Source organism: Pyruvatibacter sp. HU-CL02332 (genome assembly GCF_040362765.1).
In the GTDB taxonomy this organism is placed as follows: Bacteria; Pseudomonadota; Alphaproteobacteria; order CGMCC-115125; family CGMCC-115125; genus Pyruvatibacter.
On sequence record NZ_BAABWK010000001.1, the window covers coordinates 2101516 to 2115932 of the forward strand.

Annotated in this window: 17 protein-coding genes and 2 tRNA genes; 14 read left to right on the forward strand and 5 right to left on the reverse strand. The window is 58.9% G+C overall.

Annotated features, from left to right (window positions below; translation table 11 throughout):
* The first annotated feature begins 8 nt into the window (after positions 1-8).
* Positions 9-383 (forward strand): hypothetical protein, encoded by a 375-nt coding sequence (locus ABXH05_RS09990; protein WP_353560873.1) that lies wholly within the window; start codon positions 9-11, stop codon positions 381-383.
* A gap of 297 nt (positions 384-680) precedes the next feature.
* On the opposite strand, the gene ABXH05_RS09995 is transcribed toward ABXH05_RS09990, so the two are convergent.
* Positions 681-755 (reverse strand) — tRNA-Thr (locus ABXH05_RS09995).
* A 279-nt stretch (positions 756-1034) separates the two neighbouring features.
* Between ABXH05_RS09995 and ABXH05_RS10000 the strand changes: the two genes are divergently transcribed.
* The 6 genes from ABXH05_RS10000 to ABXH05_RS10025 all read left to right on the forward strand — a co-directional run bounded on the left by ABXH05_RS10000 (position 1035) and on the right by ABXH05_RS10025 (position 5617).
* On the forward strand, positions 1035-1235 hold the full coding sequence (locus ABXH05_RS10000) for a hypothetical protein (RefSeq protein WP_353560874.1): 201 nt from the start codon (positions 1035-1037) through the stop codon (positions 1233-1235).
* Positions 1236-1345: 110 nt separating this feature from the next.
* A complete protein-coding gene (gene murA / locus ABXH05_RS10005; protein WP_353560875.1) occupies positions 1346-2722 on the forward strand; it encodes a UDP-N-acetylglucosamine 1-carboxyvinyltransferase in 1377 nt (458 codons plus the stop codon).
* A 15-nt stretch (positions 2723-2737) separates the two neighbouring features.
* Positions 2738-3193 carry a DUF2948 family protein gene (locus tag ABXH05_RS10010; protein WP_353560876.1) on the forward strand — a complete coding sequence of 152 codons (456 nt, stop codon included), beginning with the start codon at positions 2738-2740 and terminating at the stop codon, positions 3191-3193.
* Between the two features lie 37 nt (positions 3194-3230).
* Positions 3231-4541 (forward strand): histidinol dehydrogenase, encoded by a 1311-nt coding sequence (gene hisD / locus ABXH05_RS10015; RefSeq protein WP_353560877.1) that lies wholly within the window; start codon positions 3231-3233, stop codon positions 4539-4541.
* A 107-nt stretch (positions 4542-4648) separates the two neighbouring features.
* The gene (locus ABXH05_RS10020; protein ID WP_348137301.1) at positions 4649-5152 is read left to right on the forward strand and encodes a UPF0262 family protein; all 504 of its coding nucleotides are present in this window, start codon (positions 4649-4651) and stop codon (positions 5150-5152) included.
* 6 nt (positions 5153-5158) lie between these two features.
* Complete coding sequence (locus tag ABXH05_RS10025; RefSeq protein ID WP_348137303.1) at positions 5159-5617, forward strand: arsenate-mycothiol transferase ArsC; 459 nt, start codon at positions 5159-5161, stop codon at positions 5615-5617.
* A gap of 5 nt (positions 5618-5622) precedes the next feature.
* Here the strand turns inward: ABXH05_RS10025 and ABXH05_RS10030 are convergent, their stop codons facing one another.
* Positions 5623-6018: a GFA family protein gene (locus ABXH05_RS10030; RefSeq protein ID WP_353560878.1), complete on the reverse strand. Its 396-nt coding sequence runs from the start codon at positions 6016-6018 to the stop codon at positions 5623-5625.
* A gap of 200 nt (positions 6019-6218) precedes the next feature.
* On the opposite strand from ABXH05_RS10030, the gene infA reads away from it, so the two are divergent.
* The 6 genes from infA (at position 6219) to ABXH05_RS10060 (ending at position 10073) form a co-directional block, all read left to right on the forward strand.
* Positions 6219-6437 carry a translation initiation factor IF-1 gene (gene infA / locus ABXH05_RS10035; RefSeq protein ID WP_043948365.1) on the forward strand — a complete coding sequence of 73 codons (219 nt, stop codon included), beginning with the start codon at positions 6219-6221 and terminating at the stop codon, positions 6435-6437.
* A 16-nt stretch (positions 6438-6453) separates the two neighbouring features.
* Positions 6454-7071: a Maf family protein gene (locus tag ABXH05_RS10040; protein ID WP_353560879.1), complete on the forward strand. Its 618-nt coding sequence runs from the start codon at positions 6454-6456 to the stop codon at positions 7069-7071.
* Between the two features lie 88 nt (positions 7072-7159).
* Positions 7160-8680 carry an Rne/Rng family ribonuclease gene (locus ABXH05_RS10045; protein ID WP_348137310.1) on the forward strand — a complete coding sequence of 507 codons (1521 nt, stop codon included), beginning with the start codon at positions 7160-7162 and terminating at the stop codon, positions 8678-8680.
* A gap of 11 nt (positions 8681-8691) precedes the next feature.
* Positions 8692-8892 carry a DNA gyrase inhibitor YacG gene (locus ABXH05_RS10050; RefSeq protein WP_353560880.1) on the forward strand — a complete coding sequence of 67 codons (201 nt, stop codon included), beginning with the start codon at positions 8692-8694 and terminating at the stop codon, positions 8890-8892.
* Between the two features lie 191 nt (positions 8893-9083).
* Positions 9084-9159 (forward strand) — tRNA-Phe (locus ABXH05_RS10055).
* Between the two features lie 191 nt (positions 9160-9350).
* Entirely contained in the window at positions 9351-10073 is a 723-nt protein-coding gene (locus ABXH05_RS10060; RefSeq protein ID WP_353560881.1) for a lysozyme inhibitor LprI family protein, read from the forward strand.
* Between the two features lie 43 nt (positions 10074-10116).
* Here ABXH05_RS10060 and ABXH05_RS10065 read toward each other — a convergent pair whose 3' ends face one another.
* Together ABXH05_RS10065 and ABXH05_RS10070 are read right to left on the reverse strand one after the other, a co-directional pair.
* Complete coding sequence (locus ABXH05_RS10065; RefSeq protein ID WP_353560882.1) at positions 10117-12039, reverse strand: lipoxygenase family protein; 1923 nt, start codon at positions 12037-12039, stop codon at positions 10117-10119.
* A gap of 105 nt (positions 12040-12144) precedes the next feature.
* A complete protein-coding gene (locus ABXH05_RS10070) occupies positions 12145-12441 on the reverse strand; it encodes an integrase core domain-containing protein (RefSeq protein WP_353560883.1) in 297 nt (98 codons plus the stop codon).
* A gap of 146 nt (positions 12442-12587) precedes the next feature.
* Between ABXH05_RS10070 and ABXH05_RS10075 the strand changes: the two genes are divergently transcribed.
* Entirely contained in the window at positions 12588-13829 is a 1242-nt protein-coding gene (locus ABXH05_RS10075; protein WP_353560884.1) for a hypothetical protein, read from the forward strand.
* A gap of 43 nt (positions 13830-13872) precedes the next feature.
* On the opposite strand, the gene ABXH05_RS10080 is transcribed toward ABXH05_RS10075, so the two are convergent.
* Positions 13873-14328 (reverse strand): hypothetical protein, encoded by a 456-nt coding sequence (locus ABXH05_RS10080; RefSeq protein WP_353560885.1) that lies wholly within the window; start codon positions 14326-14328, stop codon positions 13873-13875.
* Positions 14329-14417 lie beyond the last annotated feature (89 nt).

Genomic DNA, 14417 nt, shown 5'->3' on the forward strand with positions numbered 1-14417 from the left:
GAACAGCCATGACGTCTTATCTTCAAGTATCTCGACGCGCTCTTTCTGCGGCGGTTGTGGCCGCGTCCGCGCTTGTGGCGGCGGCGACATTTGCGCCGTCGCAGGCCTCTGCCGCGCCACGCCATGCGGCCGCCAAGATCACCCTTGCCCAGGCCAATGTGGTTGTGCGTGTCGCACCGCCGACACGCCGGGTTGTGACCACACGTCCCGCACGCCCCAATGCCCGCGCCGTCTGGACAGATGGCTACTGGCGCTGGAACGGCCGCAAGCATGTGTGGGTCGGTGGTCGCTGGGTCTCAAACCCCAAGGGCACCTGGGTCGCCGGTCGATGGGACAAACGCCCCGGCGGCTATGTCTGGATTGCCGGACGCTGGCGTCGCTAGGCGTCACGTTCAACCGCACCCCTCCGGCAGGCCCCCAAGCACCCGACCGGGTGCCGGCCCTTATTGGGCCGCCCTGCCGGAGCGCTAGGCGCGTGTGACAATGTTAGGGATGAACCCAAGCACCCGACCGGGCGCCGGCGCTTATGGGCCGCCCCACCGGAGCGCTGCGCGCGTGAGGTAAAACAAGTCGGAGAGGAAGACCTCGGCGACGGGTATTCTGCCCGTCGCAAGCACCCGACCGGGTGCCGGCGCTTATTGCGCCGCCCCACCGGAGCGCTGCGCGCGTGAGGTAAAAAATGGTGCCGCGAGGGAGAATTGAACTCCCGGCCTCACCCTTACCAAGGGTGCGCTCTACCACTGAGCTACCGCGGCTTAACCATTGGAGCGGGCACACTGCATTGAAACCGGAAGAATTCGGTTAACGCCCCCCAAAGGAGGCCGGAAACTGCCATAAGGTGTTTCGCGCTGCAATAGGGCTTTTCCACAATCAGCGGGCACCTCGTCTGGCGGGTGCCAAAGCCATGCGCACAGGTCTGGCTGATCCCCCCTTGACCGGACCCGGCCACATTTGCAGGATCGCGCGCAATCCAGCCCCGACCCTGCTCCCATGAGCAGGAAACCTGCGGGGTAGAACCGTCAGGACACACCCAAATGGTGATGAAATCAAAGACCCGTGCCAGCGGCCGCGAGCCCGGTGCGCCCAATACGCGCCACGGCAATGACTTTGCAGACCGTCAGGCCCGTCAGGCGGCGGCCTTGAAGGCCAATCTGCAGCGCCGCAAGCAGCAGGCCAAGGCCCGTGCCGCCGAAGCAGGCTCTGAAGCAGACAAGCCCACCACAAAACAGGACTGATGGGCCAGGCGCTAACCGGACAACAAGACCTCTTGGTTAAGCTTTGCGCCTCACCCGTGCCGTATTCCCACGGCACATCGCCCACTTCTCACTTTCCGCAAGGACGCGTCATGGACAGGATCAGGCTTACCGGCGGCTATGAGCTGAATGGGATCATCCCCATTTCCGGCGCAAAGAATGCTGCCCTGCCGCTGATGATCGCCAGCCTGCTCACTGATGAGCCGCTTGTGCTCACCAACCTGCCGCGCCTGACTGACATCGCCACCCTGGCGCGCCTGTTGGCGGAGCTGGGCGTCGAAATTGACGTGATGAATTCAAGCGGCGAGTGGGAAACACTGACAACGCGCACCGAAGGCCGCCTGTCTTTGGGTGCTGATCAGGCCAAGCGCCTGGCGGGCTTTGGTCCCGACACTAAATACCGCCCCGGCGGCCGCACGCTTCGATTGACCGCAAAGACAATTGAAAGCACCCACGCCGACTACGAACTGGTGTCGCGCATGCGCGCCAGCTTCTGGGTCCTGGGTCCGTTGCTGGGCCGTTGCGGCGAGGCTGATGTCTCGCTCCCCGGCGGCTGTGCCATCGGCACCCGCCCCGTGGACCTGCACCTTCAGGGTCTGGAAAAACTCGGCGCCGACATCGAGCTCGACAAGGGCTATGTGATCGCCAGCACCAAGGGCGGGCTCAAGGGCGCAGAAATCCGTTTCTCCATGCCGTCCGTTGGCGCGACCCACAATGTGCTCATGGCTGCCGTCCTCGCCAAGGGCGAAACGGTGATCGAAAACGCCGCCCGCGAACCGGAAATCACCAACCTCGCCGAGTGCCTCGTCGCCATGGGTGCCAAGATTGACGGCATCGGCACCTCCACCCTGCGCATCACCGGCGTGGACAAGCTGCACGGCGCCGAAGTGGCTGTGATCTGTGACCGCATCGAAGCGGGCACCTACGCCATGGCCGCAGGCATGACCGGCGGCGACGTCACGCTCACCGGCGCCGACCCCAGCCTGTTTGAAGCAGCCCTTCAGGCCCTGTCAGCCGCTGGCGTCACCGTGGACCACACGGACAAGGGCATCCGCATCACCCGCTCAGGCACACCGCTGACGCCTGTGGACATCGTCACCCAGCCATACCCGGCCTTCCCGACGGACCTGCAGGCCCAGTTCATGGCGCTGATGACCATGGCCGACGGCAATGCCCAGATGACCGAAACGATTTTTGAAAACCGCTTCATGCATGTTCAGGAGCTCGCCCGCCTTGGTGCGCTCGTGTCCCTGCATGGCGACCGGGCGATTGTCTCCGGCGTCAAATCCCTGCGCGGTGCGCCCGTCATGGCAACGGACCTGCGGGCGTCGGTCTCGCTGGTCATTGCGGGCTTGGCAGCGGAGGGGGAAACAATTATCTCTCGCGTCTACCATCTGGACCGTGGCTTTGAGCGTCTCGAAGACAAGCTCTCCGCCTGTGGTGCTGATATCTCACGCCTTCCTGGATAGTTGCCCGGATAGATCATGAAACCGCTTCTGCTGCGCATCGAAGACGAGCAAGACCTCGCCGTGCTGTCCGCCCATCTCCAGGATGCCGTGACGGCGGTGGGTGATTTTGCCTATGAAAAGAAGCGTCGGCGGTTTGCAGCGGTCTTCAACCGGTTCCGCTGGGAAGCAGAAGGCACCGCAAAGCTTGGTCCCAAACGCCATTCGCGCATCCGCACCGGCGTGCATTTTGACGACGTTCTGGCCGTCCGCTCCCAGAATATCCGGCTGGAAGCCAAGGACGCGGTGGTTGAGCTTCTCGCCATCCGCTTTGAGGCCACCGGTGGCGATGAGGACCCTTCGGGCACGATCACATTTGATTTTGCCGGCGGCGGGACGATTGCACTGGACGTGGAGTGCCTTGAGGGCCATTTGACCGATATCGGGCAGCCGTGGGAAACCACATCCAAGCCCGAACACGATCTAGACGCCTGACCCGCGCTTACCAGCGCCCCCAACCCAAGTGACTGACATGACCGGACGATCTCAGCCCCGACGCCTTGATGCGCGTAGCGCCGATTTTGAAGCGCAGTTTGCAGAGCTTCTCACCGCCAAGCGGGAGACGGCTGTGGACGTCAACACTGACGTCGCCGCCATCATTGCAGACGTGCGCGCGCGCGGTGACCAGGCCGTCATTGATCTGACCAACAAGTTTGACCGGCTCAGCCTTGCCGGTGCCGATGATTTGCGCATCCCGCAGGATCGTCTGGACGCTGCCGCCGCCAATGTGCCCGCTGAAACGCTGGACGCGCTCAAGCTGGCAGCAGACCGCATCGAGGCGTTTCACGCCAAGCAACTCCCAAAATCCATGCGCTTCACCGATGAAGCAGGCGTCGAGCTGGGTCACCGCTGGTCTGCGGTGGATGCTGCAGGTCTCTATGTGCCCGGCGGCACCGCGGCCTATCCCTCATCCGTCCTGATGAATGCCATTCCTGCCCGTGTGGCTGGGGTGGATCGCGTCGTCATGGTCGTGCCGACGCCCGATGGTGTGGAAAGCCCGCTTGTGCTTGCCGCAGCAAAGCTTGCCGGCGTCACCGAAGTCTATCGCATTGGCGGTGCGCAGGCGGTGGCAGCGCTGGCCTATGGCACGGATACGATTGCGCCGGTCGACAAGATCGTTGGCCCCGGCAACGCCTATGTGGCCGCCGCCAAGCGTCAGGTCTTCGGCACCGTCGGCATCGACATGATCGCCGGCCCGTCAGAAATCCTCGTTGTCGCCGACGGGGAGAACGATCCCGCATGGCTGGCCGCAGATCTGCTCAGCCAGGCGGAACACGATCCGTCGTCTCAATCCATTCTGATTACCGATAATGCTCAGTGTGCAGATGATGTGGCAGCAGCCGTGGCCAGTCAGCTCAAGCAGCTCTCGCGTGAGAACACAGCCTCCGCCAGCTGGCATGATTATGGCGCAATCATCACCGTGCCCTCTCTGGACGAGGCTGTTCCGCTGGTGAACCGTTTGGCCCCGGAGCATCTGGAGCTGGCGGTGGCTGATCCTGACCCGCTGGCCGACAAGGTCCGCCACGCGGGCGCGATCTTCCTTGGCCGGTACACGCCCGAAGCTGTGGGCGACTATGTGGCTGGCACCAACCACGTGCTGCCGACGGCCCGTTCTGCTCGATTCTCATCTGGCCTGTCCGTGCTCGACTTCATGAAACGCACCTCGCTGGTGAAATGTGACGCAGACAGTCTGGGCCGTATTGGCCCGGCAGCCGTCGCATTGGCCGATGCAGAAGGTCTTGAGGCGCACGGTCGTTCGGTGTCGATCCGTCTCAATCGGTAGGCAGCATTGGCGCGAGGCCGACATGCCTCCTTTACCTAGCGGCGCACTAGGTTATGTGCGCCGGAACGCATAGACTGCGAGCGCACTTCATTTCTTCTGGTCCTTCCATGACTGACGAACCCACATCCGAGCAGACGCCCGATCCGACCAAGCGGATCGCATCTATTGTGCTCGACGAGGCCAGCGTCGTGCGGCGGACGCCGGAGATCGAGCATGAGCGCAAGGTCGCAATCTTTGATCTGCTGGAAGAAAACACCTTTGCGCCTGTCGGCAGCGAAGGCGGGCCGTACAGCCTGCATCTTGCCATTGAGGAAAACCGGCTGGTGTTCGATATCCGCAACGAGGCGGAAGATCCTCACGGCAAGGTGATTCTCTCCCTTTCGCCGTTCCGGAAGATCATCAAGGACTACTTCCTGATCTGCGAAAGCTACTACGAGGCCATCCGGTCTGCGTCACCGTCCAAGATCGAATCCATCGATATGGGGCGCCGGGGCCTGCACAATGAAGGGGCGGAGCTTCTGACGGCCCGGCTCGACGGCAAGATCACCATCGACCACGACACCTCACGCCGGCTCTTCACGCTCATCTGTGTTCTGCACATGAAGGGTTAGGGCGCCATGCGTGGGCCCAATGGCGAAGACCTGCCAGACGCAATCCTGTTTGCCTGCAGCCAGAATGCCGTCCGCTCACCCATGGCGGAAGGCATCATGCAGCTGCTCTATGGCCGCCATGTCTATGTGGATTCCGTCGGCGTGCGGGCAGGGCAGGTGGACCCGTTCGTCATCGCTGTGATGGATGAACTGGGTATCGACCTCACCAAGCACAAACCGCGCAGTTTTGACGAGCTCGAAGACACAAGCTTCGACCTCATCGTGTCCCTGACACCCCAAGCGCAGCACAGTGCCGTTGATCTGACACGCACCATGGCCGCTGACGTTGAATACTGGCCGACCCACGACCCCACATTGGCAGAAGGCTCCCGTGAGCAACGCCTCAATGCCTACCGCGAAGTCCGTGACGCCCTGATGGCCCGCATCAAAGAGCGGTTCGGTTGGCGCCCGACACCGAGCGGTTAATCCGCCTAGGACTGAACCGGATGCCCTTCAAACTGCTTGGCGTCATCACAGATGTCGTACCAGGCAGGCTTCTCCGCCACGAACTCATGAAAGTGATTCCGCACACCGGGATCTTCATCGAGCACATGGGCGTTAATTGGGAAGCTGTCCTCGTCGGACAGGATTTCGCCCAGTGACGTGCCGCAGACCTTGCAGAAGCACCGCGCATATTTGTAGGGCGGTGATGGCGCATAGGTCTGAATGTCATCACGTCCGGATATCCACTTGATGTCGTCTTTCTTGACGAACACCAGCGCCCCCGCGCCTACCTTGCGGCACCGCGAGCAATGACAGGTCCCCATCATGGATGGCGGTGAGGTCAGCTCGAATTTCACAGCGCCGCAGCAGCAACTTCCCTGCATGTCATATTTCCCTCATTTTGATGAGAACATTGAGGGAACATTTGAGTCGCGTCAACGGTTCTGCCGCCTGATTGTGCTGCCATCTTGATTTTGCCGGCCCGAATGCCCATTCTCCGGCCCAATTCACGGACATACGCGTTGAGGGCCGCATTTGCTGGCCTTCCGCCTGTCCAATCTGTTGAGACGCTGGAAAGGCCATAATGGCAAAAGAAGAACTGCTCGAGTTTCCAGGAACAGTCGTTGAACTGCTCCCCAATGCCACCTTCCGGGTGGAGCTTGAGAACGAACATCAGATCATCGCCCACACCGCAGGCAAAATGCGCAAGAACCGCATTCGCGTGCTGGCCGGCGACAAGGTGCTGGTTGAGATGACGCCGTACGATCTCACCAAGGGCCGCATCACCTATCGCTACAAGTAAGAGTGAGGGCGCGATCATGCGTGCCTCCCCCCTGCGCGCGCCCCCAAAGGCAGCGAAGCTGGTTCTGGCAAGTGCATCGCCACGCCGCCTGGACTTGCTCGCGCAAGCCGGCATCGTCCCGGACAGTGTAGACCCCGCAGATATCGACGAGACCCCGGCCAAGACTGAATTGCCGCGGCCCCATGCCTTGCGGCTGGCCCGCGACAAGGCAAACGCCGTTGCAGCCCGTCACCCTGACGCTTTCGTCCTCGCAGCCGACACCGTGGTTGGCGTTGGACGTCGCATCCTTCCCAAGACCGAAGACGAAGCATCGGCCCGCCAGTGCCTCGCGCTTTTGTCTGGCCGTGCCCACCGGGTGTTCACCGGCGTGTGTCTTCTGGCCCCCGGCGGCAAGGTGTCCGCGCAGGTGGTCGAGGCACGGGTCCATATGAAGCGTCTGAGTGACGCTGAAGTGACGGCCTATCTGGCGTCCGGGGAATGGCAGGGCAAGGCGGGGGGCTACGCCATCCAGGGCCGTGCATCGGCGTTCATCCCGTCAATCACGGGCTCTTACACAGCCATTGTTGGTCTGCCTCTGGCGGAAACCGTCAATATGCTGACCGGGGCCGGTTACGTCGCGTCTTCCGGCGACTAATCCGCCGCCAGATTTGGCCTGACTGGTATTTTGCCTTAATTGCAGCCTAGACTTGGGCTGAAACAAATTCGTGAGTCTTAGACCTTCCATGAGCGATGAAATTCTCATCAATGTCGGCATCGGCGAAACGCGCGTCGCGCTCGTTGACGACGGCATGCTGCGCGATCTGGTGATCGAACGTAGCGTCGATGACAGCGCCCATGGTCCGTGCTCCGGCGGCACGACGGGTGCCAGCCTGGTCGGCAACCTCATGATCGGCCGGGTCGAGCGCGTGCTCCCGGGCATGCAGGCTGCCTTTGTTGATATTGGTCTGCCGCGCTCCGGCTTCCTCGGCGTGCGGGAAGCACAATGCCTGTGCGAACTCATGGGACTGCGCGATGCAGGCAAGATGCCCCGCATCAATGACTGCGTCCGCGAAGGCGAAAAGGTTCTGGTGCAGGTTCTGAAGGACCCGATCGGCGACAAGGGACCGCGCCTGTCCGCCAATGTCACCATCCCCGGACGCCTCTTGGTCCTTGTGCCCCATCAGCCCGGCGTTGCCCTGTCACGCCGCATTGAAGATGAAGGTGACCGCGCCCGCCTGACCGAGCTGGTCGAGCGTGTCGGCGCCGATGTTGCTGCCAGCGAAACCGGCGAGGATCTCGCCAAGGCCGGTTGGATCGTCCGCACCGCAGCGCTGCAGGCAGACGAAGCCGCCGTCGAGCGCGATGCCCGCCATGTGCTGGAAACCTGGCGCGAAGTCAAAGAGCGCGCCAAGGGCATGAATGGCCCCGCCACCGTGTTCAAGGAACTCGGTCCCGTGCAGCGCGTCCTGCGTGACCATCTGAATGAAGACACAAAGTCGGTGTTGATCGATGACGCCGATGCCTACGTCAAAGCGCGCGCCTATTGCGACGCGGTGATGCCCGGCTATGCAGATCGTCTCAAGCACCACACCAGCCGCAAGCCGCTGTTTGCCGAGCACGGCGTGGACGCCGAAATCGAGACCGCCCTTTCGTCTCGTGTGGATCTGCCGTCCGGCGGCTGGATCACGGTGGAACGCACCGAAGCGCTGACGGCGGTGGACGTGAACTCTGGCAGCTTCACAGCATCAACCAATCTTGAGCAGACCAGTCACCGCATCAACATGGAAGCCGCGGACGCCATTGCCAGTCAGGTGCGCCTGCGCGGTGTCGGCGGGCTGGTCATCATCGACTTCATCCATCTGGCCGAAGACGCCCACAAGGAAGAGGTTGTGGCGCGCCTTGAAGCAGGCTTCGAGGGTGACCGCACGCCAACCCAGATTCTTCCGATGACGGAGTTTTCCACCGTCGAGATGACCCGCAAGCGCGTCCGCGAACCGCTGGACCGTCTGCTGTTGGACCCTATCCGGCGCGACGCCAACAAGACCCGGGCCACAGTCGCCTATGAAGCGCTACGGGCCGCGGAAGCCGCCGCCGTTGAAAACCCCGGCCAGCCCCTGTCACTTCATACAGCACCGGACATTGTCACCTGGCTTGAAGATTCAGGCCTGATGCCGCAACTGCGCGCCCGTCTGGGTGTGGATGTTACGCTTACGGCTGTGGAAGGCGCCCGCCGCCACCACATCGACGTGGCGGTCATGGCGTAGGCAGGCTTTCAATGTCCAACCCTGTGTCCAAGGCCAAATGCACAAATTGCGGCAAGCCGATAGTGACGGAATACCGCCCCTTCTGCTCCAAGCGCTGCGCTGACGTGGACCTCAACCGCTGGCTGGGGGGCCACTACGCCATTCCCGCCGTGGAACCGCCCGATGAGTGGGATATGGCCGCCGCCCAGAGCGAAACCGAGACCAAGCACTAGCCCGCTCAAATCCATATCGAGGCCTCCAGACCCACCCGCCAAAGACGATCTCAAAATCGCACCACGATGACTGGACTTAACCTCAGGATTTGCCTATAAACCGCCGCCTTGGCTCCGGTTTCCAACCGGCTCCGCCTCACGCGGAAAACACGTCCGATCAGCATTCGCGATCAGGACACTTTGCCAGGTTCGCCCGGGTAGCTCAGTTGGTAGAGCATGCGACTGAAAATCGCAGTGTCGGTGGTTCGATCCCGCCCCCGGGCACCATTCCCATAGCTTGGCCCTTAAATACTTGCAGTTGCTGTGAGCGAGAACTTCGTGTCCGACGCCAGCTTTGCTTGCTTCGTGCTCGCAGTTGACCGCTGGTCCTTAATGGATGCACGGTCTTTCTCTGATGGTCGCGGTTGATCTTTAAGTCGTGATTCTTCGCCAATAGGAACACACAAGGGTGATTGCCGATGCGACATGTTATCTCCACGCTATGCGGTGCGTTGTTCGCAACAGCCTTCGCCACACTAGGCTTCGCCCAAGGGCTTGAAGAGAAATGCCTGCAGAACTTTTCGGACATATGCGGTGATACACAGGCCAATGAGTGTCTGGTTGGCGAAGCGCAATGGCAAAAGGTGCTGCCTGAATGCCAGGGGGACATCCAGACGCTGTTTGAAATGGCCAATGAAGCCGACGCACAGATGGATGCAGATGATAGGTTTGCAGGCGAAGACCCCATAGCTCCCATGCACGGCAACAGCGATGAAGACAACGAAATGCTTGATGCGGAAGCTGGCATCGCGATCGGGGCCTGCCTAGATGCGGCAGAAAGCGAAGGGCGTGACGCAACGACATGCATCAATACGTATACAGATGAGTGCATGGCCCGCCCGGAGAATGGTACAACGGCTGCCATGCGTCAGTGCATCGACCGTGAGTTTGCAGCTTGGGACGTCCTCCTCAACGAGGACTATCGCGCAGTCATGGAATCGCTGGACACGGACCAGCAGAAAACGCAATTACGCGACGCGCAGCGCCTGTGGAACAAATTTGTCCAGAGCTACTGTCCCTTGAGCCATGTTTTCAAAGGCGGAACAGTATCCCTCATTTCCGGGGATTTCTGCATGATGGAAAGAACAGCCCGTCAGGCCTTGAGCCTGCGCCAGTTGGGCGCAAGCGGCGAAGGCAACTAGACAGCGCAAGCCCCCAGGGCGGAGACAAGCGGAGCCACTCCGGTCAAACGTTTACGCTTTGGGGAATCAATGACGGTTGCAGATAGTCGTAGCGATACCCATTGACCGCCCCACGTTCTGATATCGACTCTTCAATGCCTTCCAAAGTGCGGCGGAAGTGCTTCAATGAATCGCGTACGAACTTGTTGTCGAAATAGTCATTGACGGACCTCAGCTTCTTTCCTGACGACGTGTTGTCATGGTACTTGCCGAGCGTCGTGTACTGTGAGGCTGATAGCACGCTCCACAACTCCATAACTTCCGTAAAATGCTGTGTACTAGGAAGGTAGTCCGACAGCGCTCCGGGCTCATCTCCAAAGTAGTCATGATACAGGCCAGCAGGCATGACAGGGCCAAAGTCGGCTTGCGGAAAGTTGACGGCCGAGTGTTGTGCAGACGCTGTGAAAATCATCTCAGAGACAGCTTGAACAAGATAGGAGCGGGTCGAAATTTTGCCTTCGGCCGTGCGCCCATTTTGGTATTCGCCAAAGCCTGGAATTTTCCCGTCCCTGACAATTGTCTGAGCCCAAAGCTGAATTTCACAGTCATTTTCGACATCAAGATCAGTCGCGTAATAGGCCGACACATAACGGCAAACCCAATCCGTGATCGCATTCCACAGCACGGTACTATCTTCCAGGTACGGATAGAAAAAATCGAGTCCATCGGTCCCTTCGGGGCCTGAATAGGCATGTAGAACATCAATATCGATCAGCGGTGAGGAAGATTCACCGTCACGACTAATTTTTTCCGTCCTGAAATGCCCAACGCCACGGTTCGTAATTTCACGCGGGAAAATATTCTCGTTGAAGAGGTTGCTAACCTTTTTGGCCAGCTGCGGATCTGAATTTAGTTTGCCTTGATCATAAAGACCGAAGACCTCTTCAGCGATGTGCTGAATGTTGGACGCCATCGTGCCCGTAAAGTTGTGATCGAATATTCCGCCATTGTTCCTTTGTGGGCTTATGTTGATGAGGTCGGTCGTCGCAAAATCCGTAATGTTGATGGTGCCTTCAAGGTGCGGCCTCAACAATTTGCTGATCGGGTGAACCTCTTTCGGAAGGCAAATACCGGTCGAAACGGCAAGTGCTTCCATCCAAAGATGCGTGCGTCCCAAATGTCCCACCAACTGATGCTGGTTGAAGTCAGCATTTTGGACGATGAATTTCGCGATTTGCCAGTTGGGATCTCCTGGCTCAACAAGTTCCGCCTTGTTTCCACGGCGGACCAAAATCGCCAGAGGTTTCAATTTTCCGTCTGCGGAGACAAAAAGGGCTTTGGGCTGGTAGCCATATCGACGCTTCTGTTTTTCGCCATGGTCTTCGCTGCTACTGACACTGTCATTATCCTTCAGTGTACTGAGCGCATGGTAGTCCACCATGTAGTAGTCTTGCCCTGGCTTGATGAACGCGCTGAAGTCACGATCACTGGAAACCTTTTTCAGCATGCAGGGGTACACGCCCCCGACCCGCTGGTATGCAAAAAATTGATCCGAAATCTCAGTCGCCGCTGTGACATCTTCATCGCGTTCCAGGGCGATGGCGGCTTTTGCGCCAAATTGAAGCGCCCACAACGACGTTGGGTGCCAGTCAACATACTCGCCCATATTTAGAAAACGGTCAGCGAGCGCCGACGTATCTGTAAAGCCTGAATTCGTTTGCTTTTCAGACCTGGTCCTCTGCAAACCCAGACCTTTCAGGGTCAATCCGTTGGAAGAGGCTTTGCCGGAGGGATAGTCCCACTCAACAGGCTTACCGTCCAAATCGAATTCATAGACATTTGCTTTCACGCGAGACTGTCCCGAAAGACATGCGTCTTGCGGCAATGACACTTCGGTTCTTGCCCATGCGGATGTTGCAAGCGGCAATGACAATGCGCCACCAAGGGCAAGACGGCGATTGATCGTCAGACGAGATTTGGTGGTCATTGGATAGCTTTCAAATAGGAGCGGTGATCTTGAGCGTAGCCTTGATCAGGTCTCTTGGCGAGGCCCATGCAGCGCGATCGCCTCTTGTGCAACTGATTGGACTTCTCAAAAAGGAGCCAGGTTGGCCAGCGAGATGGCTGCAGGTGCTGGTGGCTTGCCGCCAGGATACCTATGGGGACGCATAGGGTTGTAGTGGCACCGCCCGCGCGATGAGGATGCGGCATCCCAAAGATCGTTGAACGGGTCCCCATTCATCCGTCCGCCACGTAGATTCGTGCTGAAGCTTTCGTTGTATTCATCTTTCCAGGGCAAGTCTGGTTCGATGAACAAGGCATTCACCTCGCTCTCCTGCTCTCGCAGGGTCTCGACGGTCTGCTCCTCAGTGGACCTTGATCGTTTCATCGTCCGTCTACGTCTTAAGATTGACTCTCCTGATTCTTGGAGGAAGTCTGGGGGCATACGTCGCGTCCGTTTTGGTCGATACTTCCGATGGTCACAAAAGAAGCGCGTTGCCTGGCCAGATACGGCACGCAACATAAGGAAACACCATGGTCTTATTCCCTCTGCACAATTTGCGTCCGCTTGCGATCCCGCTCATTGGTGCGCTTGCGTTTGGACCTGTCACGTCTGTAGCCGCCTATACGCCGGAAAATCACGAAAAATCGATTACCGACGGCGCCCGAATTTGTGTCGCCAAATACGGCGTTGAACTTTCCGATGATGTCCTGGAAGAGATGGCCAAAGGCGTAGTTGAACCCGACTACCTTACTTTCTCTTCATTTCAGATGCTCAAGCAGCGGGTGGAACCGGGTTCCTACGGCAAGCAGCGCAATATCTCTACGACTCGCATCGCTGCTCAATCGATCCATGGCAGTCCGAATCCAACGGCACCGATATACACTGACGCAAAATCTGATCAGGAAGCCCTCGCAAAAGCGACGCGGCTACCTGAAAGTGACTTAATGCCAAATCGGCTTGATGTAGATATTTATGCCTACGACACCAATCAGGGCGTTCGTAACAAGATCCTTCTCAATGCCTCGCAGTTTCTGTGCGTCTCTCTTGCTCACAAGGACAAAGACCAGAGCGCCCGGAAATTCGGAAACTTCATGCACATGGTCGGGGACACTTACTCAGCGTCTCATGTCCAGCGGTCAGAGCCAGTCGGCTCTGAATGCGGTACAGAGAAGATCGAATGGCACTACAGCATGGATCTGATTTCGTGGAAGCTGCATCGCCCCGCTGATCTGAATTCGGAAGACTGGCGGTTCCGGTGCCTGACGCAGCACAGCGCTGACCTGATCAATCAATGGTCACAAAGCCGAGTAGCCGTCGTGAGGGTTCAGGACGCCGACGACAAATTGGTCGCAGCCACCGCCGAAGTGAAAAAATCGTTGAAGCTGCTGTGCAGCCGGATACTTCAGGCGGACCCGGAGGTCCTTCGGCGGCCGGCCGGCGGAGCCAACGCTGGGTATTCCAGTGCCTCAGGCACTGATAACTGGGAAATCACATCGGACAAAAAGACTGATCTGGCAATCCAGCCAGTTGGCCTGACGGGCGCCGACGAGGCAAAGGCGTTCTATCAACGGGTGGCAGATGCGCTCAAGGAAGATGGCAGTGATGCTGAATTTTCCTACCCGTCTCGCGACTACCCGGACTTTTGCACCAACATACTGGCGGACGAGCCGCTTAACGAGCCGCTGCAGTGCACCGCCCAGGAAATTGAATGGGCAATGGACGACAGCGACCGCGTTAAGAGCATGTGGATTCCCGCACGCGCACTTCGATAGCCAAAGTAAGCAGGAACGGGCAAAGCTAGGTGATGAAAATCACCTAGCGCCGCACTTCAAAGATCACGATGTAAGACGCAAAGTCGCCAACCATGCGTTCCGTAAACCGACCATATGCGTTGTCCGGAGTGATCTTGAATGTGCCGATGACATCGTCGGCACCCAGCATATCGCGTTCCATCAAAGAAACGCTCAGCTCTTCAGCAGCGCTCGTGAAGTAATGTGGTTCCCACGTTTCGCCGGACAGGATCGCCTTGGTGCCTGCCGGATGGCGTTCGCCATTACTGAACGAGAAATAGACCTCATCCGCGTCGCTGCCCAACGTGGTACTTTCAGCCGTCACAGATATGATGAGCAAATACGGCTCGGGAGAATTGGTCTGAGCAGTCGCAGGCAGTGCGGCCAGGCCAAAGAAACTCAATGCCAGAATGACCACTTTCCATGCCCTATTCATGTGGGCCAGTACACTGTTACTTATTCTGTATGCGAAGCGTATCATCGTCATTCCCCCTAAGAGATCAAGCCAGTGAGCAATGCGCCCACGTCAATTGTTGATCGCAATAACCGTATCCGGCACTCGTTTTAATA